The organism is Arthrobacter sp. DualSoilB13, from assembly GCF_055389195.1.
This window is the reverse complement of record NZ_AP035865.1, coordinates 2656761-2680360: the sequence shown is the minus strand read 5'-3', so window position 1 is coordinate 2680360 and position 23600 is coordinate 2656761. Positions and strand designations below refer to the sequence as shown.

Sequence of the window (23600 nt, the reverse complement as noted above, 5' to 3'; positions counted from 1 at the left end):
CTGCACCCGTTATGGGGTGAAGGGCCCCGCTGGCGTCCTAAGATATTCAGGATGGCTGCGGGGCCTTTTGCTTGCCACCAGCCTGGTGGCCAATACCAGCGGCACAACAACTGCGTTCCACGGAATGCATGGATATGAGGATAACTTTTGACACCGGTAGTGAGCCTCCGCGGAGCCAGCCTGCAGTTCGGCAAGCGGACACTCTGGCGGGACCTGGACCTGGACATCAACCCGGGTGAGTTCTTCGCTGTCCTTGGTCCAAATGGCAGCGGCAAGACCAGCTTCCTGAAAGTTCTGCTCGGATTGCAGGAACTGCATTCCGGAACCGTGTCCCTGGGTGGGCACCCGGTGGAGCGGGGAAGCAAAAAAATCGGCTATATACCCCAGCAAAAATCGTTTGCCCCGGACACCCCGCTTCGCGCCCGTGACCTGGTGGGGCTGGGGATCGATGGGCACCGCTGGGGAATGCGGTTTGCATCCGGCAAAGTCAACGAGCGGATCGACCAGCTGCTGGAGCAGGTGGGCGCATCGGACTACGCCAGGGTGCCGGTTGGACAGTTATCCGGCGGCGAGCAGCAACGTCTCAGGGTGGCGCAGGCCTTGGCGACCGAGCCGCAGGTTCTCCTCTGCGATGAGCCACTGCTTTCCCTGGACCTGCATCATCAACAGGGCGTCAGTTCACTCATCAACAAGCAATGCCATGAGCGGAACAGCGCCGTGGTCTTCGTGACCCACGAAATCAACCCTGTGATCGACTACGTGGATCGTGTGCTCTACCTGGCCGGTGGAAAGTTCCGTGTCGGAACTCCGCAGGAGGTCATGACCACGGAAGTACTCTCCGAACTGTACGACAGCCACGTGGAAGTCATTCACGCCAATGGAAGGATCGTGGTGGTGGGTCTTCCCGACGCAACCACCCACTTCCATGACGAAGCCCACGCAACCACCGGGGAGGAGTTCTAGATGGACGTCGAGAGCATCCTGCAGACCATTTTCAATTTTGAGAATTATGGTGAATTGCTGGTTCTCGTCCAGAATTCCATCTGGGCGGGTGCCGTACTGGGGCTTCTGGGCGGGTTGGTGGGTACGTTCGTGATGAAACGGGACCTGGCTTTCGCGGTCCACGGCATCTCCGAACTGTCCTTCGCCGGTGCTGCCTTCGCCCTGCTGATCGGAGCCGACATCATTTTCGGCTCCCTGATTGGCTCTGTGGCCGCGGCTGTACTCCTGGGCTTCATGGGAGTAAGGGCACGCGACAAGAACTCGATTATTGGTGTGATTATGCCGTTCGGGCTGGGCCTGGGCATTTTGTTCCTGGCGCTCTATGAGGGTCGCGCGGCAAATAAGTTCGGTCTGCTGACAGGTCAGATCGTGTCCGTTGATACGGTGCAACTGCAGGTGCTTGCCGGCACGGCTGTGGTGGTGATGATTGCTTTGGCGGCAATCTGGCGTCCACTGAGCTTCGCCAGCGTGGACCCTGAAATGGCAGAAGCGAGGGGTGTGCCGGTTCGTGGCCTTGCCATCGCTTTCATGGTGCTGCTGGGTGTCAGTGTGGCGTTGTCCATCCAGATCGTGGGCGCGCTCTTGGTCCTCGCCTTGCTGATCACCCCTGCAGCTGCCGCGCTGAGGGTGACTACATCACCCCGTTTGGTAGTGCTGCTGAGTGTGCTTTTCGCGATGACGGCCACAGTGGGTGGAATTCTTTTGGCTTTGGGCAGCCGCCTCCCCATCAGCCCGTATGTCACCACGCTGTCCTTCCTGATTTACGTGGTGTGCCGGATCATCGGCAGGGTCCGCGCTAACAGGGGCCTTAATGGCCGCGTATCACGGGACCAGCCGGCGGGAGCGCTCTAAAGCTTGCCGGCTGCCTTTTTGGCTGTGCATTCGGGGCACAACCCGAAGATTTCCACTGTGTGGGCAACCTCGGTGAAGCCGTGTTCAGTTGCCGTCCGGGCAGCCCAGGTCTCGACGGCGGGTGCCTCCACTTCTTCTGCCTTACCGCAGTTGCGGCAGAGCAGGTGGTGGTGGTGTCCGGTGACCGCGCAGCGCCGGTAGACGGCTTCACCGTCGCCGTTTCGAAGGACATCAATGAGGCCGTCGTCGGCCAGGGACTGCAGAATCCGGTAGGCCGTGGCAAGCGACACGGAGATGCCTTTGTTCTGCAGCAGCCGGTAAAGCTCTTGAGTGCTCACGAAGTCATCCAATTCGTCCAGGGCGGCGCTGACGGCCAAGCGCTGCTTGGTGACGCGCTGCTCCCTGACACCGCTGGTGGCCGGCGCTGCGTTGCCGGTCGTGGCCGAATTGGTGCCCTGTGGCATTGAAAGACTCACTTCCCTGGGGATGTTGGCAAAGCCCAATTTTACCAGTAGGGGAGGCTTGGAAACTGTCAGTGGGCGCCCATAGGCTGTCTCCATGAAGCTCACCAAGTACACCCACGCTTGTGTCCGGTTGGAGAAGGAAGGAAAGGTCCTGGTGATTGATCCCGGGACTTTCTCCGAGTCTGAGGAAGCCCTGCGCGGAGCCCACGCCGTACTTGTCACCCACGAACACAATGACCACATCGACCAAGCGGCAGTGACAGCAGCCCTGCGCAGCAACACTGCGCTGGAGGTCCATGCGCCGGCCGGGGTGGCTGCTGCTTTGAAGGAAAACGGGGATGTGGCCGATCGCGTGTATGCCGTGGAGGCCGGTTCTGGCTTCGAAGCGGCAGGGTTCAGCATCCGGACTTTTGGTGGCCAGCACGCTGTCATCCACGCTCAGATCCCGGTGGTGGCGAATATTGGCTATCTGGTGGATGACAACGTCTTTCACCCCGGCGATTCGTTCGTAGTCCCCGATGGAATCAATGTCCAGACCCTTTTGGTTCCCCTCCATGCTCCGTGGTCCAAAGTGGGCGAGGTAGTGGACTTCGTCATCTCCGTCCGTGCTCCCCAGGCTTTTCCGGTCCACGACGCCCTGCTCAACGAACTGGGCCGGGGGATCGTAGAGGGCCATGTCACCCGGATCGGCGCCCGCTACGGAACCACCTACAGGCGTCTTGCCCCGAAGGAGTCGGTGGAGGTCTAGGCGGGCCACACCCCGGTGTCGTGAAAGCGTTCCAGAACTGCTTCATGCGGTGCGGGGTCCAGGCCGTGCGCGGCCAGCCACCCGGCGTCGTTGTAACTACCCGCGTAACGGTCGCCGGCGTCGCACATGAGAGACACGATGCTGCCTTGCCGGCCCTCGGCCACCATCGCGGCCACCAACTGCCAGACGCCCCAAAGATTTGTCCCTGTGGATGGTCCTGCGTGCAGGCCGGTGAGTTTCCGTAAGTGCCGCATGGCGGCTACCGAGGCAGCATCAGGCACTTGGATCATGTGGTCGATGACTGCCGGGACGAAGCTGGGCTCTGACCGCGGCCGGCCGATGCCCTCGATCCTGGACGGAAGGCCCGTTGCCGCGGCCGCGTTTCCGTCGCGCCAGGCCGGAAAGAAAGCCGAGTTTTCGGGGTCCACGACGGCCAGCCGGGTGTCATAGCGGTTGTATCGGAGGTAGCGACCAATGGTGGCGCTGGTACCGCCGGTGCCTGCACCCACCACAATCCATTCCGGAATCGGGTGTTCTTCCAAGGAGAGCTGTTCAAAAATCGATTCCGCGATGTTGTTGTTGCCGCGCCAATCCGTTGCCCGTTCGGCGTAGGTGAATTGATCCATGTAGTAACCACCCGAGGTCCTTGCGGTCTCTTCCGCAACGGCGTAGACCTCCGAAGCATGGTCAACCAGCAGGCATGCGCCGCCGAAGTCTTCGATCAGGGCGATCTTCTCCGGGCTGGTGGTCTTGGTCATGACCGCGATGAACGGTAGCCCGATGAGCCGGGCAAAGTATGCCTCGGACACCGCGGTGCTCCCGCTTGAGGCTTCGACGATGGTAGTGCCTTCGGTGATCCAGCCGTTGACCAGGCCGTATAGGAAAAGTGACCTGGCCAAGCGGTGCTTGAGGCTGCCCGATCTGTGGGTCGACTCGTCCTTAAGGTACAGGTTGACTCCCCAGTGGTCCGGGAGTGGGACGGCATAAAGGTGGGTGTCGGCCGAGCGGTTGTTCTCAGCCTCGATTTTACGGATGGCCTCGTTGGCCCATGCCCTGTCCTGAATACACGAATTGCTCACCGGATAAGCCTAGGCTGGAATCCGGGCGCCGGAAGCAAAGGGGTCCATGCCGCAGGAACGAAGGAGAACTTATGGCCACGCTGATCAGCGCGTCGGAACTGCACGCGCGCCTCGAGTCCGGGAAACGCACTGCACTTCTGGACGTCCGCTGGGTCCTGGGCCGTACTGATGGACACGACGAATACACGGCCGGTCATCTTCCTGGCGCGGTGTTCGTGGATCTCCCCACAGAGCTGGCCGATCACGCACAGCCCCGGCAAGGCCGCCATCCTCTGCCAACCCGTGAGCGCTTTCAGGAATCCGCGCGCTCGTGGGGCATCAGCGACGGCGACACCGTGGTGGCGTATGACAACAGTGGCAGCATGGCCGCGGCACGCGTTTGGTGGATGTTGCGGAATGCGGGCTTTGACTCTGTGTACCTGCTCGACGGCGGCCTGGCCGCCTGGCGCGCGGCAGGGCACCCGGTGGAATTCGGTGAGGTGCGACCCGCCGTCGGAAATGTCACTTTGGGTGAGGGCCGCATGCCGGCGATCACTGAGCATGACGCGGGGCAGTGGCACCGCAACGGTGTGTTGCTGGACGCCCGGGCAGGGGAGCGGTACCGCGGTGAGGTGGAACCCATCGATCCCAAGGCCGGGCACATTCCGGGCGCCGTGAGCGCGCCCACCACGGGGAATGTCGCCGCTGATGGCACGTTCCTTCCGGCAGAGGAGCTACGCCGGCGTTTTGAGGAGCTGGGTCTGGAGCCGTCGTCCAAGGTGGCTGTCTATTGCGGGTCCGGGGTGACGGCCTCCCACGAGGTGGCTGCATTGGAAATCGCTGGATACCGGGCTGCGCTGTATCCGGGCTCGTTTTCGCAATGGTCCAACAATCCTGCCCATGACGTTGCCGTGGGCAGTGCGCCGTTTGAACAGCACGCCGCCGGACCAAGTGGCACAAGCAGGGCTGCCGGGAGTAGCGTCGAAGCATGACTCCCGGACGCCCTGTGCCCCCACCTCTTGCCAAGCCGATCACCATGGACACCAGTGAAGATCGCCCCGGAACGCTGGCTGCAGCGTACGGTGCCACATCCCCGGATAGTGGGTTGGTACCCCTGACGGTGGCCCGCCGCGTACCTACAGAGGATGACGTGGAGATTGCCATTGAGTTCTGCGGGCTGTGCCACTCGGATGTGCACGCAACGCGCGGTGAGTGGAGGGTTCCGCCCTACCCGTTGATCCCGGGTCACGAAATCGTGGGCCGCGTAACCCGTGTTGGGGCGGCCGTTCAGGACTTCGCCCCAGGCGACCGCGTGGGCGTTGGCTGCATGGTGGATTCCTGCCGCGAATGCGAGAGCTGCCTCGAAGGACTGGAACAGTACTGCGAGCGGGGCAATGTAGGCACCTACGGGGCTGCAGATCCGCGGCACGGTGACGAGATCACCCAAGGTGGATACGCAACCTCGGTGGTGGTGGACAGGCGTTTCGTGTTGCGGGTCCCGGATGCGCTGGATCCGGCTGCGGCGGCTCCGCTGCTGTGTGCCGGTATCACCACGTACTCGCCGCTGCGGTATTTCGAGGTGGAGGAAGGCGACTCTGTGGGTGTTGTTGGCCTGGGCGGACTGGGACACATGGCCGTCAAGATCGCCAAGGCCATGGGTGCTGAGGTAACGGTTTTCACCACCTCCGAATCCAAGTTCGAGGCCGCACGGGAGCTGGGCGCGGACCATGTGGTCCTGTCCAAGGACGCCGATGCCATGGAGGCAGCCAACCGGAGCATTGACGTGATCATCGACACCGTTGCAGCCCCGCACGATCTCAACCCGTACTTCCGGACCCTTCGCCTGGACGGGGCCCTCTTCCAGCTGGGCCTTCCCGCCGATGACATGCCACCGGTCAGCCCCGGGTTGCTCATCCGCCGGAGGCTCGCCTACGCAGGTTCGTTGATTGGTGGCATTGAGGAGACGCAGGAAATGCTGGACTTCTGTGCCGAACACGGCGTAGTGAGCGACATCGAGGTGGTGGCGGCCGGGCAACTCAACGAAGCTTATGACCGCATGGTGGCCGGAGACGTGAAGTACCGTTTCGTTCTGGACACAGCAACACTTCAGGAACCATCGGAAAGGGCAGACGCATGAGCACGCTGTTTACCAAGATCATCAACGGTGAGATCCCGGGCCGCTTTGTCTGGAAGGACCAGGACGTGGTGGCGTTCCTGACCATCTCGCCCATCACCCAAGGACACACCTTGGTGGTGCCGCGTGAAGAGGTGGATTCGTGGACGCAAGCCAGCCCGGAATTGCTGGCCAAGGTCATGGACGTGGCCCAGCGCATCGGCAAGGTGCAGGAGTCCCTGTTCGACGCCAAGCGTGTTGGCGTGTTGATGGAGGGTTTCGAGGTGGATCATCTGCACGTCCACGTGTGGCCGGCGTATTCCACGGCGGATTTTGAACTTCACAACGTGGACCACAACCCGGACCCCGCCATCATGGATGCCACTGCCGTGAAGCTGCGCGCGGCTTTACGCGACGCGGGCCACAGCGACGCTGTCCCCGAGGGGTGACTTTGCCAGTGGTGGCGGTCTCTGCCTGTGGCTGATTCCTGCATTATTTAACCCGGCGGTGCTTGTGAAGCGCCGCCGGGTTTTCTCATGCCTGCCCGGCTATACCGGCGCGAGTGCTTGGTTCAGTGCCGTGCGGATTCGCTTCTCCGACACGGAGTAGGCCGTGCCAAGTTCAACCGCGAAGAGGCTCACCCGCAGTTCTTCGATCATCCAGCGCACACGTGTTAACTCCGGGCCGGCGCCGCGCCCTGGAAGCAGAGCCGATACGGCGTCGTCGTAGTCATCCTCCAACGCCTGTACCACTGCCATGTTCAGGCCGTCACGCTGGACGTTGCCCGGGAGCTTTTCCAGCCGCTTCTCGATTGCCTGAAGGTACCGCGGGAGTTGGCTGAGCTGCGCATAGCCCGTCTGTGCCACAAAGCCCGGGAACACCAGCTGCTCCAGTTGGCTCTTCATGTCATTGAGGGCGCTGATCAGGTGCAGGCTGGTGTTGGACTTCAGCTGCTTCTGGATGCGGCGGGTACTGGCCAGGACACGTTCGACGACGGCCGTCACCGTGAACACGGTATCGATCAGTTCTGCACGGACTACCTCGTACAACGCATCGAACGATTTCTTGTCCCACGGCAGATCCTGCGGAACCAGTTTGTCGATGGCTGCCAGTGCGCAGTCCGCGATGAGTGCGCTCACGGATCCATGCGGGTTCTGGCTAAACGTCAGCTTCTCCGTATTACTGAGGTGCTCCAGCACGTAACGGTCCGGTGGCGGGATCCGCAAGGCAAGCAATCGGATGACGCCGCCACGCATGGCGGCTTCCTGCTCCGGCCGGGTCTGAAATACCCGCAGTGCCACGGATTTTCCTTCGTCCACTATCGCCGGGAAGCCGGTGACGGCATGGCCCTTGACAGTCCGGGTAACATGGCGCTCCACCGTGCCGAACTCCCACATGGTGATGCCGCCGCGTTCGGCAATAATTCCATCGCCTGCCGGCGTTGCGCCCGGGGCTGGCGTTTGACCGTTGGGTGCGCCCGACGTGCCGGTTCCCTTGCCGCCCTTGGCGCGTGACGTCGTCGCGGGTGTGGCGCCGAGCGATTCGGCGATGGCACGGCGCGTTGCCGGCGCCAGCTTCTCCTGGAGTTCAGCAAGGTTCTTTCCTTCGTCAAGCACCTTGCCCTTGCTGTCCACCACCTTGAAGCTAACCCGTAGGTGCGGCGGTACGGCATCCCAGTTCCACGAACCTGGAGGAATGACGTGTCCGCGGAGCCGGCGAAGAACAAGTTCCAAGGATGGCTCAAGTTCGTCGGTGGCGGGATCAAAGTCGGCTTCCAGCGCTGCGGTTGCCTGCCGTGCAACGTCCGGGGCAGGCACAAAGTTCTTCCGTACCTGTTTGGGTAGTGACTTGATCAGCGCCGTGACCAGTTCCACCCGTTGCCCGGGAATTTGCCAGCGGAACGGGGCGTCGTCCAGTTGGTTCAGGAACAGCACCGGGACTTCAGCCGTGACACCGTCAGATGGGTTGGGGGCCGAGCCTGGCGCCACGGGATGGAACTCGTAGCTCAACGGCAGGTCGAAGCCCTTGTGCAGCCAGCTCTTCGGATACGCGGAGTCGTCCAGTGCTTCGGCGTCTTCGCTCATGAGTAAGGATTGGTCGAAGTCCAGGAGATCGGGATCTGACTGCCGGGCATCCTTCCACCACTTATCAAAGTGCCTCTCGGAAACTACGTCCTTGCCGACGCGGGCGTCATAAAACTCGAAGAGTGTCTGGTCGTCCACCAGAATGTCCCGGCGCCGCATGCGGGTTTCGAGTTCTTCGATCTCCTGGAGCAGGGCCCGGTTCCGGTGGAAGAACTTATGGTGTGTCTTCCACTCGCCCTCCACCAGGGCATGGCGGATGAACAATTCGCGCGACAACTCGGGATCGACGCGCCCGTAGTTGATGCGACGGTTGGGAATGATGGGTACGCCGTACAGCGTCACTTTCTCGTGAGCCATGACAGCGCCCTGCCGTGATGACCAATGCGGTTCGCTGTAGGACCGCTTCACCAGATCCGGGGCTACCTGTTCAGCCCACAGGGGATCGAACTTGGCGGCGACGCGCGCCCAGAGGCGGCTTGTCTCCACCAGCTCAGCGGCCATCACGAAGGTGGGTGATTTCTTGAACAGCGCTGAGCCGGGGAAGATCGCAAAACGGCTTCCGCGGGCACCGGCGTATTCACGCTTGCGCTCATCAAGGAGGCCGATGTGGCTCAGCAACCCGGAGAGCAGGCTGATGTGGATGCCCTCGTAGTTGCCCGCGGGATCTGCTTCGCGCTTATTGTCCAGCGCGATGCCGAGGGGTTTGGCCATTTGCCGGAGCTGGGTAAAGAGGTCCTGCCACTCCCGGACGCGCAGGTAGTTGATGAACTCGTTGCGGCACAGTTTGCGGAACTGGGTGGAGGAGAGCTCGCGCTGCTTTTCCTGGATGTAGTTCCACAGATTGAGGAAGCCGGTGAAGTCCGAGAGCTCGTCACGGAAACGAGCATGCTTCTCCGCAGCCAACTGTTGCTTGTCCGTCGGCCGTTCCCGGGGGTCCTGGATGGTCAGGGCAGCCGCCAGGATCATCACCTCGCGCACACAACCCCGCTTGCCCGCCTCCACGATCATCCGGCCCAGCCGTGGATCCACCGGCAGTTGGGCCAATTTCTGCCCGACGGCGGTCAGTCCACTGCCGCTGCGACCGTTGCCGGCCGCGTTACCGGACTTGGGCGAGGTCAAGGCGCCGAGTTCGCGCAGGAGAGTGACGCCGTCGTTGATGGCCCGCGAGTCCGGTGGTTCCACAAACGGGAAGTTTTCAACGTCCTTGGGACCGCGGGCAACTCCCATGGCGGTCATCTGCAGGATGACGGCCGCGAGGTTGGTCCGGAGGATCTCCGGGTCCGTAAACAAAGGACGCGACTCGAAGTCCTCTTCGGAGTACAAACGGATGGCAATGCCCTCCGAGACGCGGCCACAGCGGCCCGAGCGCTGATTGGCAGAAGCCTGGGAAACACGCTCGATGGGGAGCCTTTGTACTTTGGTCCGGTGTGAATAGCGCGAGATGCGGGCGGTTCCGGTATCTATCACGTACTTGATGCCGGGAACGGTCAGGGACGTCTCGGCCACGTTGGTAGCCAGGATGATGCGACGTTTTCCGCCGGGATTGAACACCCGGTGCTGCTCCTGCAGGCTCAAACGGGCAAAGAGCGGCAGGACTTCCGTCCCGGCAAGTCGCCTGTTTGTTTGGATACGGCCGTTGATCGCCTCAGCGGCGTCCCGGATTTCGCGCTCGCCGGAGAAGAAGATGAGGATGTCCCCGGGCGCTTCCTTAGCGAGCTCGTCCACAGCGTCGCACACAGCGTCCAAGGGATCGCGGTCCTCTTCGAGTTCGTCGTCCGAGGTATCTTCTTCTCCACCGGCCGGCTGGAACAAAGGACGGTATCGGATCTCCACCGGGTAAGTTCGTCCGGAGACTTCGATGACCGGCGCTGGATCATCCTCACTGCCGAAGTGCCTGGCGAACCTTAGGGGATCAATGGTTGCCGAGGTGATGATGACCTTGAGGTCCGGGCGCTGGGGGAGGATGCGCTTGAGGTAGCCCAGGATGAAGTCGATGTTGAGGCTGCGCTCGTGGGCTTCGTCAATGATGATGGTGCTGTATTTCCGGAGCAGTTTGTCCCGCTGAATCTCGGCGAGGAGGATGCCATCAGTCATCAGCTTGATCTTGGTGGATGAGCTGACCTCACCGGTGAACCTGACCTGGAAGCCCACCTCCTGGCCAATCTCTACGTCCAGTTCAGAGGCGATGCGCTCGGCCACCGTCCGGGCTGCGAGTCGGCGTGGCTGGGTATGCCCGATCAGGCCTTTGTCTCCAAGGCCCAGTTCGAGGCACATTTTGGGGATCTGTGTGGTCTTGCCCGAACCGGTCTCACCGGCAATGATGGTCACCTGGTTTGCGGAGATGGCCGCCATCAGATCCTCGCGGCGCTCGGATACGGGCAGCTCTGCGGGGTAGGAAATATGAAGTGTCATGGCTGCTGCCAGTCTACTGTGGCTGGGCTCCCGCGTCCGCTGTGTCCGTCACAGTCCCGGCTGCAGCACTGAGACGGTGCGAAAGTTCCATGGCGTAGGACTTGAATTCAGCAGGCTCGAGGATCTCGAAGTCAACATCGAGTGCTGCAAGATACGCCGCCGGGGCTGCGAGGTTGTCCCATCCGGACCGCAGGATGGTGGCTTTGGGTCCGTCGGACGCCAGTGTTGCGTACTGGGAATTTACGACGGCGGCAATCTCGGCCAGGGGCGCGCGGAGCCGCACCACGACGTCGAACCTGTACGGCGAACGGGTGATGGACTGCTGCACGTAGGCGGCGAGGTCTTCCGCGGGCAGCGGACGTGGAGTGTATTTCTTGCGTTCCGATGGCAGCGAAGCAAGACGGTCCGCCCGGAAGGTTCTCCAGTCCTCCCGTTCGACGTCCCACGCCACCAGATACCATCGCCGGCCGGTGTCCACCAACCTGTAGGGCTCCACCAGCCTTCGTGCGGATTCGCCGCCGGACGTGACGTACTCAAAGGAGATTTGCCGTCTGTCCGATATTGCGGCGGAGACGACGGTCAGTTGTTGAGGATCAACAGTTCCTGCATTGCTGGGAAGGGTAGTGACGGCGGCCTTCAGCATGGCGAACTTGGGACGCAGCCTGGACGGCAGGACCTGTTCCAGCTTCGCCAACGCGCGCACAGAGGCCTCACCAATGCCGGCTACGGGGCCAGCAGCCACAGAGTTCAATCCCAAGGCCACCGCCAGGGCTTCATTGTCATCCAGGAGCAGAGGCGGGAGCTGCGCACCTGCACCAAGTTGATAGCCACCCGCGATTCCCGGGGATGCGTGAATGGGATACCCGAGATTGCGCAGTTTGTCGATATCGCGGCGGACGGTCCGTTCGGTCACGCCCATCCGATCAGCGAGTGCCGGGCCCGTCCATTCCCGACGCACCTGCAACAGTGACAGCAGCTGGAGGAGCCGGGCAGAGGTTTGGATCATGCAAGTGAATCTAGCTCATGTCCGCGTAAAACCTTGGTGGGATTGGGACCGCGTAGGGACGCCCGTCGATCGAAGAATCCTGCAGAATTCCGTGAACGGACGGGCGTCGGTTTGAGTGGCTTTGGTGGACCTTGCAGTCGCTTGGCATGCCCCTAGTAGATGCGGGGGTTCCAGTACGGGCTGCTCGGAGAGTCGAAGGCGCTCCAGGGTTCCTTTGAGTTGATGGGCGGGTTGTGCCCGAGTCCATCCTTTAGCAGGGCTGAAACGGTAGCTGCTACGGCGGTGATGAGGACGATGAAGAGGATGATTCCGAAGATTTCCATGCCTCAAGCCTGCTCCTGAGGATGGACAAGAAACAGTGGCAGAAATGCCCCAAATAGATAAATTTCTGCCACACTGGAGATATGTTGAAATCAGTGGCTGTGATGGTGGTACCCAACTTCTCGGTCTTCGAATTCGGTACGGCCTTCGAGGTCTTCGGCATCGACCGATCTGACCGTGGGGCCGGGGTGCCGGCCTTCGATTTCCGGGTGGTGACACCGGAACCGGGTGACGTCCGTATGAAGTCCGGCCTGTCCCTTCATGTGAACCTCGGCCTCGAAGCAGCGGCCGATGCAGACCTCGTCATCATGGCGCCGTTTGGCCGGGACCAGGACGTCCCCGAGTCCGTCATGGAGGCGTTGCGGGCAGCACATGCCAGGGGCGCGTGGGTGATGTCCATTTGTTCGGGCGCCTACGCGCTTGCCCGTGCCGGTTTGTTGGGCGGGCGCCGGTGCACCACTCACTGGCATTATTCTCAGGATCTGGCCAGCCAGTACCCGTCTGCGATCGTGGATGAGAATGTCCTCTATGTGCAGGACGGGACCATCATCACCAGCGCCGGGACGGCCGCCGGAATCGACGCCTGCCTCCATCTTGTCCGCGAGGAGCTGGGAGCCAATGTGGCCGCCGCAATTGCACGCGACATGGTGGTACCGCCACACCGCGACGGCGGCCAGGCCCAGTTCATCGACAGGCCCATGCCCCGTTGCGGTTCCGCGCCCATGGAGGAGCTGCTTCGCTGGATGGTTGAACACCTCGACCAAGAGCACAGTGTGAACGAACTGGCGGCCCGACTCCACATGTCTCCCAGGACGTTCGCCCGCCGTTTCCGGGCGGAAACCGGAGCGACCCCGGCAGCGTGGCTGAACTCGCAACGCGTGCTGCGTGCGCAGGAACTGTTGGAAACCACTGAATTGAACATCGACGAAATCGCCAGGGAAGCAGGGTTCGGACATTCAGTGCTGCTCCGCCACCACTTCACAAAGGTGCTGGACACAAGTCCGCAAAGTTATCGTCGTGCATTCCGTGGGCAGTTGGCAGAAGCCATCTGAGTCAGCTGGGCAGATGTTCGCAGCTTTGCCGGGTGGACCCCCGCTCCAGCGGGGGCAGCGGCTTTAACGACGGCTACCTAAACGACCCCGTGACTCTGATCCTTCAGCCTTGGCGCATTCGACCAATTCCTGCCAAGGGCCGGTAACAGCACGTTCCGGGAGGGTGGCACGGCGTTGGCCTGCCCTGATGGAGTACATGAAGCGGTCCGGCTCGTTGGCCGCTTGCGCCTGGCTTTTGGCCTCATCCCATGGGCAAGCCTCCACGATCGGGACCCATCGATTCTTGTCATCAGGGGAGACTGCGTCCACGCTCCAGATGCGGGTCAGCGCTGCGATTCCCCCACTGCGTTGGACGGTGATCTTCATGACCGGCTGCTTCTCGTTCGGTTGATCCTTAGTTAGCCGACCGGCAGGGACCGAAGGAAAGACATCCGGTCCCGCCACCTGACTAAACCTTGACCTTCACAGTCTCCCACGCCTTCAGGACGGCGTCATGCTCCGCTGAACCGGAGCCGAAGAGTTCCTCTGCCGTGGCCACAGTGGTCTTGGCAAACTTTCCGAACGTGCACGTCGCTGGAAGGCTTCCGCTGGTCAGCGTGCCGTACCAGATCTGGCCCGGCGCTTCCCACGCATTGCCACCAATTTCAGAGGCCACCACATAGAAAGCCTTGTTGGGGATGCCGGAGTTGATATGGACTCCGCCATTGTCAGCACTGGTCCGTACGTATGTATCCATGGAGTCCGGCTGGGGATCCTTGCCGAGAACGTCGTCGTTGTAAGCGGTGCCCGGTGCTTTCAGGGAACGCAGGGCATCGCCTTGAACCTGGTCCGTGAAGAGGCCCTCCCCGATGAGCCAACTGGCCTGCTCTACCGACTCCTTCTTCAGGTATTGCTCCACGAGGACGCCGAAGACATCAGACATGGACTCGTTGAGTGCGCCAGCCTGATTCCGGTAGGCCAGATTGGCCGTGTATTGGGTAACTCCGTGAGCGAGTTCGTGGCCGATGACGCTAAGGGACTTGGTGAAGCGCTGAAAGATCTGCCCATCGCCGTCGCCAAACACCATTTGGGAGCCATCCCAGAAGGCGTTGTCATAGAGCTTCCCGTAATGGACGGTGGCGTCCAGGGCCAGCCCGGCATCATCAATGGAGTCCCTGCCGAAAATCTCGCCATACAAGCGATGCGTGCTCCCCAGGCCGTCGTAGGCCTCGTCGGCTGCCACGTCCCCGACAGGTGCCGCACCTTCCTTCCGGACTACGCGTCCGGGCAAAGTTTCCAAAGACTCAGCATCGTAAATGGTCCGTTTGGCGGGGCCGGGCTTAGCTTGGCGTGCGCTGGGGGGAGCGGCGGGGATGGGGGCTGTGCGGATGGCCTGCAAGTCTTTGATGTGAAGCAGGGACTCTTTTGCTGCCCTGGCCACGGCGCGCAGCCGTGGCTCGTTCTGGGCGGCTAACTTGCGAAGCATGTACGGAGGGACGATGGAGCACATCATGGCTAACCCCTTTGGCTATCGGTATGACCAACTGAATTCAGCCTAGGAGTAGGGGCAGACATTATTGCGGCACAGGATCGGCAAGCCCCGAACTGATAGTGAGTATCCGGCACACAAAAATACCCCGCCAGCTTTGCTGGCGGGGTATTCGTTGTGCCCTCGATAGGATTCGAACCTACGGCCTTCTGCTCCGGAGGCAGACGCTCTATCCCCTGAGCTACGAGGGCATCCAGGGTTCCCTCCGTTGCCGGTGGGACGTCCTAGAGCTTAGCAGCCACTGAGCCGCAAATGAAAACCCGGCGCCAAGCCGGCGAGCCCGGCCGGAACCTAGCCCATCAGTAGCCTGCGAACGAGTCCACGTGGACCCGCCGAGCTCCTGCACCACGTGCCGCAGCGCGCAGGGAATCCACGCTCGCCGGAGACCCGGATACAAACACTTCCCGTTCCCCAATGTCCGGAACCAGCTCCTTAAGGCGCGGGGCGTCGATTCTGGAGGCGCCGGCGTCGACCATGAACTCCGGGGGAGTGGACCCGTCCGCAAGCCGGGCTATTACCTTGGCGCCCGATGCTTCCAGTTGTTCCACGCTGGCCAGCTCATGGCGCCCCTTCGCGAGATACAGCACCACGGTGTCGCGCGCGGCGTCCTTGGCCGCCAGCTGCGACAGGAAAGGGGTAATGCCGATTCCCGCAGCGATGAGCAACACCGGCTTCCCGGCGTCGTTCGGCAGAACAAAGTCCCCACCCACTGCCGTTGCGGAGATACGGTCCCCGGGCCGAAGCGCAAACAGTGCCTTCTTCGCCGTAGAAAGGGGCTCCGCCGTGCCCACGCCAAACGTTATTTCGGTGGCGCCGGGCGGGCTGGTGATGCTGAAGACGCGACGACGCCCCTTGCCATCAGAGCCTGCATGCGGGAGGTTGAGCTCCATGAACTGCCCTGCGGCAAAGCGCACCGGCCTGTATGCCTCGAACCTGAATTCAGTACTTGCCGGGGTGAGGGGGCGCGAACCTTTGAACGTCAGTTGGACGCCACCTCGTTGTCCCAGGAAGAACGCCATGAGGTTGCCCACCAACAGTGCCAATTCCGGGGAGTTGGCAATGAAACCAAAGTTATAAGGCACCGCAAAAACAACACCCACGACGGCGGCCAACGCCAGCTGCTGCCAACGACGGGGAGGCAGGGTGAGGGGCTCCGAGAGCATGAAGCCCACAAAAAACAGCAAGGGCCGTTGCGCCAGGGACTGCCACAGGGCCTGGCCCAACGTCATATTGCGGCCGAGCAGTTCCACCGTGATGATGCTTGTGGCAGCCACCAGGAAAACGGTGGCCATGAGCAATTTTCGTGTGCGGTACAGGACAAGCAGGACCCCGGGTACCAGGAGCCAGAGCATGGCCGGCGTCGCGGCCCACCATGTGGCGATGTTCAGCCCGGTCAGACCCGTGATGAACGCACCCACCGCGGCCGGGTTGAAGATGTGCCGGCCACGGAACGCCAGGGCATACTTGGAGACGCTGGCCAGCACGCAAGCCAAAGCAACCCCCGCCATGTCCATCACCCCAAAAGCGGGCCAAAACAGGAAGTACAGCAGCAGCCCGGTGATCAGCGAGGACTCCGTGTGCGGTTTGACCCCGAAGAGCAAGGCAAGCAGCCGGCTGGACGCGTAGGTCACACCCAGGCAAAGCACCAGGTGTACCGCCATCTCCGGAAGCCCGAAGGTCAACCATCCCAGGATGTTCAGGACCATGCTGTAAACAACCAGTACGCCCAGCACCCAGAGAATCAGGCGGTACATGGTGAAGTGGCCCAACCAGGTGTCCAGGCGCGACTTAGCGGCAATCATGTGAACAGTCTCCCCTCAAAACCGTGCGAAAACGCGGCAACACCACTCGATGACACCGAAAGCCATGAGAAATCAAATTCGACCTCCAGCCGAGGCGGTTCAAGCATGAACAATGCCGTAGCAAGTCCGTCCGCAACCAGGGCGCTTTCAGCCATGGTCCATGTAGCCACAGTGGTGTGTATGGGCTCGCCCGTAGTTCCATCCAGGACATGGTGGAGACCGTCACCCCACGTGCGCCGGTTGGAGGCGGAGGCGCACAGCGCGGAATTGTGCAGCTCCACCGTTCCTATGGCCTGCCGGGGGTTATAGGGATGTTCCAAAGCAACGGTGACCGGATGGTTACCGGAGTGCAGCATGTCGCCGCTTCCATCCACCAGGAAATCGCTCTGGCCCTGTGATCGCAGGGCTGCGCCCAGCAGGTCAACGAGCTGGCCCTTCCCGGCTGCTCCGACGTCCAAAACCACCGGTTCTTTCGCGGCCAGGTCCGTGCCTGTCCAATCGAGGACGTCTTCCCACCGCGGCGGAGCGAGGGGGAGTCCTGACGGAACAAGCGCATAACCGGCGTCGTAACCCAGTCGCTCCAAGCTGCTCCCGATAAGTGGCGTCATGGCACCATCGCTGAGGCGGTACAGCACGGCATAGAGCTTCTGCAGGGCTACTGCATGATCCGGCAGCGTGATGATGCCCGGGCCACGGGACAGGATGGACACCAATGAATCCGGCCTGAACCGGGACCACGCCTTGTCGTACTCCGCAACAATCTCCAGCAGTTCGCTGCGGATCGCGGGTGCCAAACGGTCCGGCGTCGAGATTTCCCACTGCGTACCGATCCCTTCGAAGCGGAAAGTGCTCCAGCCAGGGTGGGGCATGGCCCCTACTTGGCCTGAGACTTGATCTGTTCCACGGCCTCGTTGAAGCCGCCGGACGTCAGGGAAGAGCCAGCGACCTTGGAGACATTGAGGTCGTCGATGTCCTTGCCCACGATCTGCGCGGCGATTCCGCTGGCAAATTCGCCTTGGAACTTCTTGGTATTCGGGTTGGAAGGGTGGACCGTGATGTTGACCGCAGAAACCTTATCCGAGGCAAGCGTCAGTTCAACACCCACCTTTTCCTGACCATTGGGCGAGGTGTACGTGCCGTCGGAGCTGTAGGTTCCGTCCTTATAGGTGGATCCCCCGGTGGAGGCTACAGCCGTTGATGACGACGTACCTGCAGGTGTTGGGCTGCCTGTCGCGGCCTGACCGCCATCCTGTGTGGCCGGTGTACTGCTGGTGGGGGCTTCGGTTGTGGGGGCGCATGCCGCGGCCGTTCCGATGATGGAGAGGCCGGCGAAACCAACGTAGAGGCTCTTGCGGAGTGGCGTAGTCATGGGTCTGCTCGTTTCAACTGGACAAGAATTCTTCAATGGTCATTTTCGTCAGAGGTGCTTCTACTACGGTGATGGCCAACAAGGCCACCTCCTACGTGTTCACAACGTCGGATTCAGCGTAATGGTTCACCCTGTGCTGCCAGATAGCCATACCTGTGAACGGGCTTTGTCCCACTATCCACATACGGCAGCCTCAATTCCGTGACTCTGCGGGCCCCCGGTAGGCTAGAAGCGTGACTCCCGAAGAACTCTCTGCTGCCATATCCGCCTGCCTTAAGGACGCCGTCGCTACCGGCGAAATCGCCTTGACGGAATCTGCCGTGCCCGACGCCGTGCGAGTGGAGCGACCCAAGAACCGGGAGCACGGAGACTGGGCCACCAACATCGCCCTGCAACTCTCCAAGCAGGCCGGTATGAACCCCCGTGAATTCGCAGCAGTCCTCAGCAACCATTTGCAGGGCATTCCCGGTGTTACGGGAGTGGAGATTGCCGGTCCGGGCTTCCTGAACATCACCGTAGACGCTGCCACAGCCGGTGCACTCGCCAAGGCCATTGTTGAAGCCGGGGCCAGCTACGGCACCAACAAGGCGCTCGCCGGCAGGGTGGTCAATATGGAGTTCGTTTCTGCGAATCCCACCGGTCCGCTGCACATCGGACATACGCGCTGGGCGGCTCTTGGCGACGCCATTGCCCGCGTCCTGCGCGCCTCCGGTGCCGACGTCACCGCCGAGTACTACATCAACGACGCCGGTTCGCAGATGAACGTGTTCGCGAACTCGGTCCTTTCCCGCCTTCATGGCCGTGGCGTACCGGAGGGTGGCTACCCCGGCGAGTACATCCGCGAACTGGGCGACGAAGTACTGAAAGCCCACCCAGGCATCCGCGAACTGACGGACGAGGCGGCACTGCCCGTCATCCGCGCCGCAGCCTACGAGGCCCAGATGGCTGACATTAAGGCCACGCTGGCTGAATTCGGTGTTGCGTTCGACGTCTTCTTCTCGGAGAAGGAACTGCACGACGCCGGTGCGATCGAATCTGCCGTCGCCCGGCTTCGCGAACAGGGCCACGTATTCGACGACGGCGGGGCCGTCTGGTTGCGCACCACCGATTTCGGCGACGACAAAGACCGCGTGATGATCCGTGCCAACGGCGAACCCACCTACTTTGCAGCGGACGCCGCGTACTACCTTTCCAAGAAGGACCGCGGGTTTACGGAGAAGATTTACCTTCTCGGCGCGGACCACCACGGTTACATCAACCGTCTGAAGGCGATTGCAGCCTGCGCGGGCGATGATCCCGAGGTGAACATCGAGGTCCTCATCGGCCAGCTTGTGTCCGTGAATGGTGCCAAACTGTCCAAGCGCGCCGGTAACATCATCGAGCTCAAGGACCTCATCTCATGGCTCGGGAAGGACGCTGTCCGCTACTCGCTCGCTCGTTTCCCGGCTGACTCGCCCCTGACGTTGGATCCCGAACTGTTGAAGAAGCACAGCAACGAGAACCCCGTGTTCTACGTGCAGTACGCCCACGCCCGGTCGCGTGGTACGGCCCGCAATGCTGCCGAGGCCGGGGTGGAACGCCAGGTTGACGGAGTGGACGCCTTTGACGCATCACTTCTGGACCACGCCACCGAAAACGAGTTGCTCTCCTATCTGGGCAGCTACCCGTCCATCGTGGCAAAGGCCGCCGAACTGCGTGAACCGCACCGTGTGGCGCGCCACCTTGAGGTCATCGCCGGCGCTTATCACCGCTGGTACGACGCTTGCCGCGTCTCGCCGCAGGGTGAGGAACCCGTGCTCGACGTCAACCGCGCACGTCTGTGGTTGAACGACGCCACCAGCCAGGTCCTCGCCAACGGACTCGAACTGCTGGGCGTTTCTGCGCCGGAACGGATGTAGGGAAATGAACACAGACACTGCACATGCTTCTCCGCTCGCGCCCGGGTGGTTGGCTGTTCCCGAAGACCTCAACGCCTTGCAAGCACCTATGTGGGCGGCTGGGGTTGTGAAGAACGACGCCGGCGAGGTCACCATTGATGGCGTGTCCGTTAGCGAACTCAAGGAACAGTACGGAACCCCGCTGTTCGTCATGAGTGAATCGGACTTCCGCTCCCGTGCACGTGCGTTCAAGGACGCCTTTGATGCCGCCTTCGCGGACATTTGCGGGGGAGTGGACGTCTACTACGCGGGGAAGTCGTTCCTGTGCACTGCAGTGGCCCACTGGGTGGCTGAAGAAGGCCTTCGCCTGGACACTTGTTCGGGCGGCGAGTTGGCTGTGGCGGCACGTGCTGGTATTGAAGGTCCCAACCTTGGCCTGCACGGCAACAACAAGTCCGACGCCGAGATCAACCGTGCCCTGGATATGAAGCTTGGCAGGATCGTGGTGGACAGCCTCGATGAACTTGAGCGCGTTGCCAAGATCGCTTCCAGCCGCGGCGAGACTGCCAAGGTCATGCTGCGGCTTACCCCCGGCGTGCACGCCCACACCCACGAGTTCATTGCCACGGCCCACGAAGACCAGAAGTTCGGCCTTTCCATGGCCGAGGATTCCACCGAGGAAGCCGGCCTGTCCGCAGCCGAAGAGGCAGTAGCCGCAGCAACCTCATACGCCAGCATCGAGCTGCTTGGCCTGCACTGCCACATCGGTTCGCAGATCTTCGAGCCCGATGGCTTTGCTGTTGCAGCGGAGAAGCTTTTGGGCTTCCTTGCCGCGATGCAGGCCAAGTACTCCATCGTCATGCCCGAACTGGATCTCGGCGGTGGCTACGGGATCGCTTACACCCCCGTGGACACGCCCCGCCCGGCAGCGGAAATCGCGCAGGCAATGGCCGACGTCGTCCGCGCCAAGTGCGCCGAGCTGGACATCACGCCACCGCGTATCTCCATAGAACCCGGACGTGCCATTGTGGGCAGCACAACCTTCACGCTCTATGAAGTCGGCACGCTCAAAACGGTCCGGGTTGACGCCCCTGAGGGCGAAGAAGGGCAAGAGAACGTTACGTATCCGCGCCGCTATGTGTCGGTGGACGGCGGAATGAGCGACAACGCCCGTCCGGTGCTGTACGACGCGGATTATTCGGCAATTCTGGCCTCCCGGAACTCTTCGGCGGCTCCGCAACTGTCCCGCGTAGTGGGCAAACATTGCGAGAGCGGCGACATAGTTGTTAGAGATGTATATCTGCCCGCGGATGTGGCAGCCGGTGATTTGCTCGCAGTACCGGGTACCGGCGCCTACTGCTGGGCCCTCTCCAGCAATTACAACTACCTGGCCCGGCCTGGCGTTGTCGCTGTACGCGACGGAGCCGCCCGGCTGATTGTCCGCGGGGAAACCGAAGAAGATCTCTTGAACCGCGACATGGGAGTGGCGAATGTCTGAAATGCGAACCTTGAAGGTGGCCCTGCTGGGCTGTGGCAACGTTGGGGCCCAGGTTGCGCGGATTCTGATTGATGACGCCGAGGCCCTCGCCGCACGCAGCGGCGCCCGCCTGGAACTCTCCGGCATCGCCGTCCGCAATGTCGACGCGCCGCGTGAGGTCGAACTGCCGCGTGAACTGTTCACCACCGACGCCGATACCTTGGTCAAGGACGCTGACCTGGTCATCGAACTCATGGGCGGCATAGAGCCTGCACGCTCTCTGATCCTGACGGCCATCCAGAACGGCGCATGCGTCGTTACCGGCAACAAGGCCTTGCTCGCCCAGGATGGCCCCACTCTTTACGAAGAGGCTGATAAGGCCGGAGTCCAGCTGTCCTACGAGGCCGCCGTAGCGGGAGCGATTCCCATTCTGCGCCCTATCCGTGACTCCTTGTCCGGAGACCGCATTACCCGCGTCCTCGGAATCGTCAACGGCACCACCAACTTCATCCTTGACCAGATGGACAGCACCGGCGCACAGTTCGCCGATGCCCTCGCCGAAGCACAGCGTCTTGGCTACGCGGAAGCGGACCCCACTGCCGACGTCGAAGGCCACGACGCTGCAGCGAAGGCGGCGATTCTTGCGTCGTTGTCGTTCCACACCCGCTTCTCCCTGGACGATGTGTATTGCGAAGGCATCACCAAGGTCAGCGCTGCCGACATCGCATCGGCCAAGGAAGCCGGCTTTGTGATCAAACTGCTCGCCATTGCCGAGAAGATCGATTCATCGGATAACGGCAGCGGAATTTCCGTGCGGGTTCACCCCACCCTCCTGCCGCGTGAACATCCGCTGGCAGCTGTCCGTGGTGCGTTCAACGCTGTGTTCATCGAGGCCGAGAACGCAGGCGAACTGATGTTCTATGGCCAGGGCGCCGGTGGGACTCCCACTGCATCTGCCGTGCTGGGGGACCTCGTGTCCGCTGCGCGTCGTCTGGTCCTGGGCGGCCCCGGGCGCACTGAGACCACCACGGGCCACGTTCCGGCGTTGGCCATCGATGCCTCCACCACGAGTTACTACATCGGCCTGGATGTCGCTGACCAGGCCGGCGTGCTGGCCCGGATTGCCCACATCTTTGCCGAGAACGGCGTTTCCATCGAAACCATGCGCCAAACGATCCACCGCGACTCTGCCTCGAACGTTGAGTCAGCCGAGCTGAAAATCGTGACGCACCGTGCGTCCGAAGCTGCACTAGCGGCAACCGTCGAGGCCGTCAAAGGCTTGGACGTCATCAATTCTGTAACATCCGTACTTCGGGTAGAAGGGGTCTAAGTGGCTCACCAATGGCGCGGAGTAATCCGCGAATACGCTGATCGTTTGCCTGTAACGGAAGCCACCAAGGTCATCACCCTCGGCGAGGGCGGCACGCCGCTTGTCCACGCGCAGAAGCTTTCCGAGCTGACCGGCTCAGAGGTGTACCTGAAGGTCGAAGGCATGAACCCCACGGGTTCCTTCAAGGACCGCGGCATGACCATGGCCATGACCGCTGCCGTCGAAGCCGGTGCAAAGGCTGTAGTTTGCGCTTCCACCGGCAACACTTCCGCCTCGGCTGCGGCCTATGCCACCGCGGCAGGCCTCAAATGCGCTGTGCTGGTACCCGAAGGCAAGATCTCCATGGGCAAGCTGAGCCAGGCCATCGCCCACGGTGCCACGCTGCTCCAGGTGGACGGCAACTTCGATAACTGCCTGGACATCGCTCGAAAACTCGGCGAGTCCTACCCTGTGTTCCTGGTGAACTCCGTCAACCCTGCGCGTATTCAGGGCCAGAAGACCGGCGCCTTCGAGGTAGTGGACAGCTTGGGCGACGCCCCTGACATCCACGTGCTGCCCGTGGGCAACGCCGGCAACATCACGGCCTACTGGAAGGGCTATAAGGAATACTCCGCGCCCTTCGAGACCGCCAATGGAACACTTCCGGCTGTTTCCTCCAAGACGCCAGTCATGTGGGGCTTCCAAGCCGCAGGTGCCGCGCCGTTCGTTGCAGGCCACCCTATTACCGAGCCCGACACGATCGCCACCGCCATCCGCATCGGCAACCCGGCCTCGTGGGAAACCGCCGTTGCGGCCCGTGACGAATCCGGTGGACTGATCGAGGCCGTCACCGATGACGAGATCCTTGCGGCTCACCGCTGGCTTTCGGCAAAGGAAGGCGTTTTCGTTGAACCCGGCTCCGCTGCCGGTGTCGCGGGCTTGATCAAGAAGCATGCCGCAGGCGAGGTTCCGTCGGGCAAAACCATCGTCATCACGGTTACCGGACACGGACTCAAGGACCCGCAGTGGGCCCTCCGCACCGAAGACGGCAGCGATGTGCAGCCCGTCAAGGTGCCGAACGACGTCGTCACCGTTGCCGCAGAACTGGGACTGGAAGAAAACTAAG

Annotated in this window: 21 protein-coding genes and 1 tRNA gene; 11 read left to right on the top strand and 11 right to left on the bottom strand. The window is 61.9% G+C overall.

From position 1 onward, the window contains the following. Window positions 1–147 precede the first annotated feature (147 nt). Both ACZ5J0_RS12320 and ACZ5J0_RS12315 read left to right on the top strand, forming a co-directional pair. Entirely contained in the window at window positions 148–963 is an 816-nt protein-coding gene (locus ACZ5J0_RS12320; RefSeq protein WP_187697145.1) for a metal ABC transporter ATP-binding protein, read from the top strand. After that, window positions 964–1854 (top strand): metal ABC transporter permease, encoded by an 891-nt coding sequence (locus tag ACZ5J0_RS12315; RefSeq protein ID WP_142938604.1) that lies wholly within the window; start codon window positions 964–966, stop codon window positions 1852–1854. It abuts the gene before it with no gap. On the opposite strand, the gene ACZ5J0_RS12310 is transcribed toward ACZ5J0_RS12315, so the two are convergent. After that, window positions 1851–2318: a Fur family transcriptional regulator gene (locus ACZ5J0_RS12310; protein WP_142938605.1), complete on the bottom strand. Its 468-nt coding sequence runs from the start codon at window positions 2316–2318 to the stop codon at window positions 1851–1853. The two genes, ACZ5J0_RS12315 and ACZ5J0_RS12310, sit on opposite strands and share 4 nt — an antisense overlap. Before the next feature lie 94 nt (window positions 2319–2412). On the opposite strand from ACZ5J0_RS12310, the gene ACZ5J0_RS12305 reads away from it, so the two are divergent. After that, on the top strand, window positions 2413–3066 hold the full coding sequence (locus tag ACZ5J0_RS12305) for an MBL fold metallo-hydrolase (RefSeq protein ID WP_142938606.1): 654 nt from the start codon (window positions 2413–2415) through the stop codon (window positions 3064–3066). Here ACZ5J0_RS12305 and cds1 read toward each other — a convergent pair. Continuing rightward, window positions 3063–4145 carry an L-cysteine desulfhydrase Cds1 gene (cds1, locus tag ACZ5J0_RS12300; protein ID WP_250819725.1) on the bottom strand — a complete coding sequence of 361 codons (1083 nt, stop codon included), beginning with the start codon at window positions 4143–4145 and terminating at the stop codon, window positions 3063–3065. The genes ACZ5J0_RS12305 and cds1 overlap by 4 nt on opposite strands. A 71-nt stretch (window positions 4146–4216) precedes the next feature. On the opposite strand from cds1, the gene ACZ5J0_RS12295 reads away from it, so the two are divergent. The 3 genes from ACZ5J0_RS12295 to ACZ5J0_RS12285 are packed head-to-tail and all read left to right on the top strand — an operon-like array spanning window position 4217 to window position 6686. Continuing rightward, the gene (locus tag ACZ5J0_RS12295) at window positions 4217–5116 is read left to right on the top strand and encodes a sulfurtransferase (RefSeq protein WP_250819726.1); all 900 of its coding nucleotides are present in this window, start codon (window positions 4217–4219) and stop codon (window positions 5114–5116) included. Beyond that, window positions 5113–6261, top strand: coding sequence for an NAD(P)-dependent alcohol dehydrogenase (locus tag ACZ5J0_RS12290; protein ID WP_464093226.1), 1149 nt, complete (start codon window positions 5113–5115; stop codon window positions 6259–6261). The genes ACZ5J0_RS12295 and ACZ5J0_RS12290 overlap by 4 nt, the downstream gene beginning before the upstream one ends. Beyond that, complete coding sequence (locus ACZ5J0_RS12285; protein ID WP_142938610.1) at window positions 6258–6686, top strand: HIT family protein; 429 nt, start codon at window positions 6258–6260, stop codon at window positions 6684–6686. The genes ACZ5J0_RS12290 and ACZ5J0_RS12285 overlap by 4 nt, the downstream gene beginning before the upstream one ends. Before the next feature lie 99 nt (window positions 6687–6785). Here ACZ5J0_RS12285 and hrpA read toward each other — a convergent pair whose 3' ends face one another. The 3 genes from hrpA to ACZ5J0_RS12270 all read right to left on the bottom strand — a co-directional run bounded on the left by hrpA (window position 6786) and on the right by ACZ5J0_RS12270 (window position 12062). Next, on the bottom strand, window positions 6786–10733 hold the full coding sequence (hrpA, locus tag ACZ5J0_RS12280; RefSeq protein WP_464093225.1) for an ATP-dependent RNA helicase HrpA: 3948 nt from the start codon (window positions 10731–10733) through the stop codon (window positions 6786–6788). A 13-nt stretch (window positions 10734–10746) separates the two neighbouring features. Beyond that, the gene (locus tag ACZ5J0_RS12275) at window positions 10747–11739 is read right to left on the bottom strand and encodes a helix-turn-helix transcriptional regulator (RefSeq protein WP_142938612.1); all 993 of its coding nucleotides are present in this window, start codon (window positions 11737–11739) and stop codon (window positions 10747–10749) included. A 152-nt stretch (window positions 11740–11891) separates the two neighbouring features. Then, window positions 11892–12062, bottom strand: a complete 171-nt coding sequence (locus ACZ5J0_RS12270; RefSeq protein ID WP_165450181.1) for a hypothetical protein — start codon at window positions 12060–12062, stop codon at window positions 11892–11894. Between the two features lie 81 nt (window positions 12063–12143). On the opposite strand from ACZ5J0_RS12270, the gene ACZ5J0_RS12265 reads away from it, so the two are divergent. Beyond that, entirely contained in the window at window positions 12144–13112 is a 969-nt protein-coding gene (locus tag ACZ5J0_RS12265; protein WP_464093224.1) for a GlxA family transcriptional regulator, read from the top strand. 63 nt (window positions 13113–13175) lie between these two features. Here the strand turns inward: ACZ5J0_RS12265 and ACZ5J0_RS12260 are convergent, their stop codons facing one another. The 6 genes from ACZ5J0_RS12260 to ACZ5J0_RS12235 all read right to left on the bottom strand — a co-directional run bounded on the left by ACZ5J0_RS12260 (window position 13176) and on the right by ACZ5J0_RS12235 (window position 17811). After that, entirely contained in the window at window positions 13176–13478 is a 303-nt protein-coding gene (locus tag ACZ5J0_RS12260; RefSeq protein ID WP_142938614.1) for a protealysin inhibitor emfourin, read from the bottom strand. Window positions 13479–13560: 82 nt separating this feature from the next. Beyond that, complete coding sequence (locus ACZ5J0_RS12255) at window positions 13561–14604, bottom strand: M4 family metallopeptidase (protein ID WP_223940520.1); 1044 nt, start codon at window positions 14602–14604, stop codon at window positions 13561–13563. A gap of 154 nt (window positions 14605–14758) precedes the next feature. After that, window positions 14759–14831, bottom strand: a tRNA-Arg gene (locus ACZ5J0_RS12250). A gap of 108 nt (window positions 14832–14939) precedes the next feature. Next, on the bottom strand, window positions 14940–16442 hold the full coding sequence (locus tag ACZ5J0_RS12245) for an FAD-dependent oxidoreductase (protein ID WP_464093223.1): 1503 nt from the start codon (window positions 16440–16442) through the stop codon (window positions 14940–14942). Then, entirely contained in the window at window positions 16439–17311 is an 873-nt protein-coding gene (locus ACZ5J0_RS12240) for an FAD:protein FMN transferase (protein ID WP_464093222.1), read from the bottom strand. Before ACZ5J0_RS12240 ends, ACZ5J0_RS12245 begins: the two co-directional genes overlap by 4 nt. Window positions 17312–17316: 5 nt before the next feature. Further along, window positions 17317–17811, bottom strand: coding sequence for an FMN-binding protein (locus tag ACZ5J0_RS12235; protein ID WP_142938617.1), 495 nt, complete (start codon window positions 17809–17811; stop codon window positions 17317–17319). A 233-nt stretch (window positions 17812–18044) separates the two neighbouring features. On the opposite strand from ACZ5J0_RS12235, the gene argS reads away from it, so the two are divergent. Genes argS through thrC form a run of 4 tightly spaced genes read left to right on the top strand, consistent with a single transcriptional unit; the run spans window position 18045 to window position 23599 of the window. Beyond that, window positions 18045–19709, top strand: a complete 1665-nt coding sequence (gene argS, locus ACZ5J0_RS12230) for an arginine--tRNA ligase (RefSeq protein WP_464093221.1) — start codon at window positions 18045–18047, stop codon at window positions 19707–19709. A 4-nt stretch (window positions 19710–19713) separates the two neighbouring features. Further along, window positions 19714–21186, top strand: coding sequence for a diaminopimelate decarboxylase (gene lysA, locus ACZ5J0_RS12225; RefSeq protein ID WP_464093220.1), 1473 nt, complete (start codon window positions 19714–19716; stop codon window positions 21184–21186). Further along, window positions 21179–22495, top strand: coding sequence for a homoserine dehydrogenase (locus ACZ5J0_RS12220; protein WP_142938620.1), 1317 nt, complete (start codon window positions 21179–21181; stop codon window positions 22493–22495). The genes lysA and ACZ5J0_RS12220 overlap by 8 nt, the downstream gene beginning before the upstream one ends. Then, the gene (gene thrC / locus ACZ5J0_RS12215) at window positions 22496–23599 is read left to right on the top strand and encodes a threonine synthase (RefSeq protein WP_142938621.1); all 1104 of its coding nucleotides are present in this window, start codon (window positions 22496–22498) and stop codon (window positions 23597–23599) included. It begins immediately after the preceding gene. The last annotated feature ends 1 nt before the right edge of the window (window position 23600 follow it).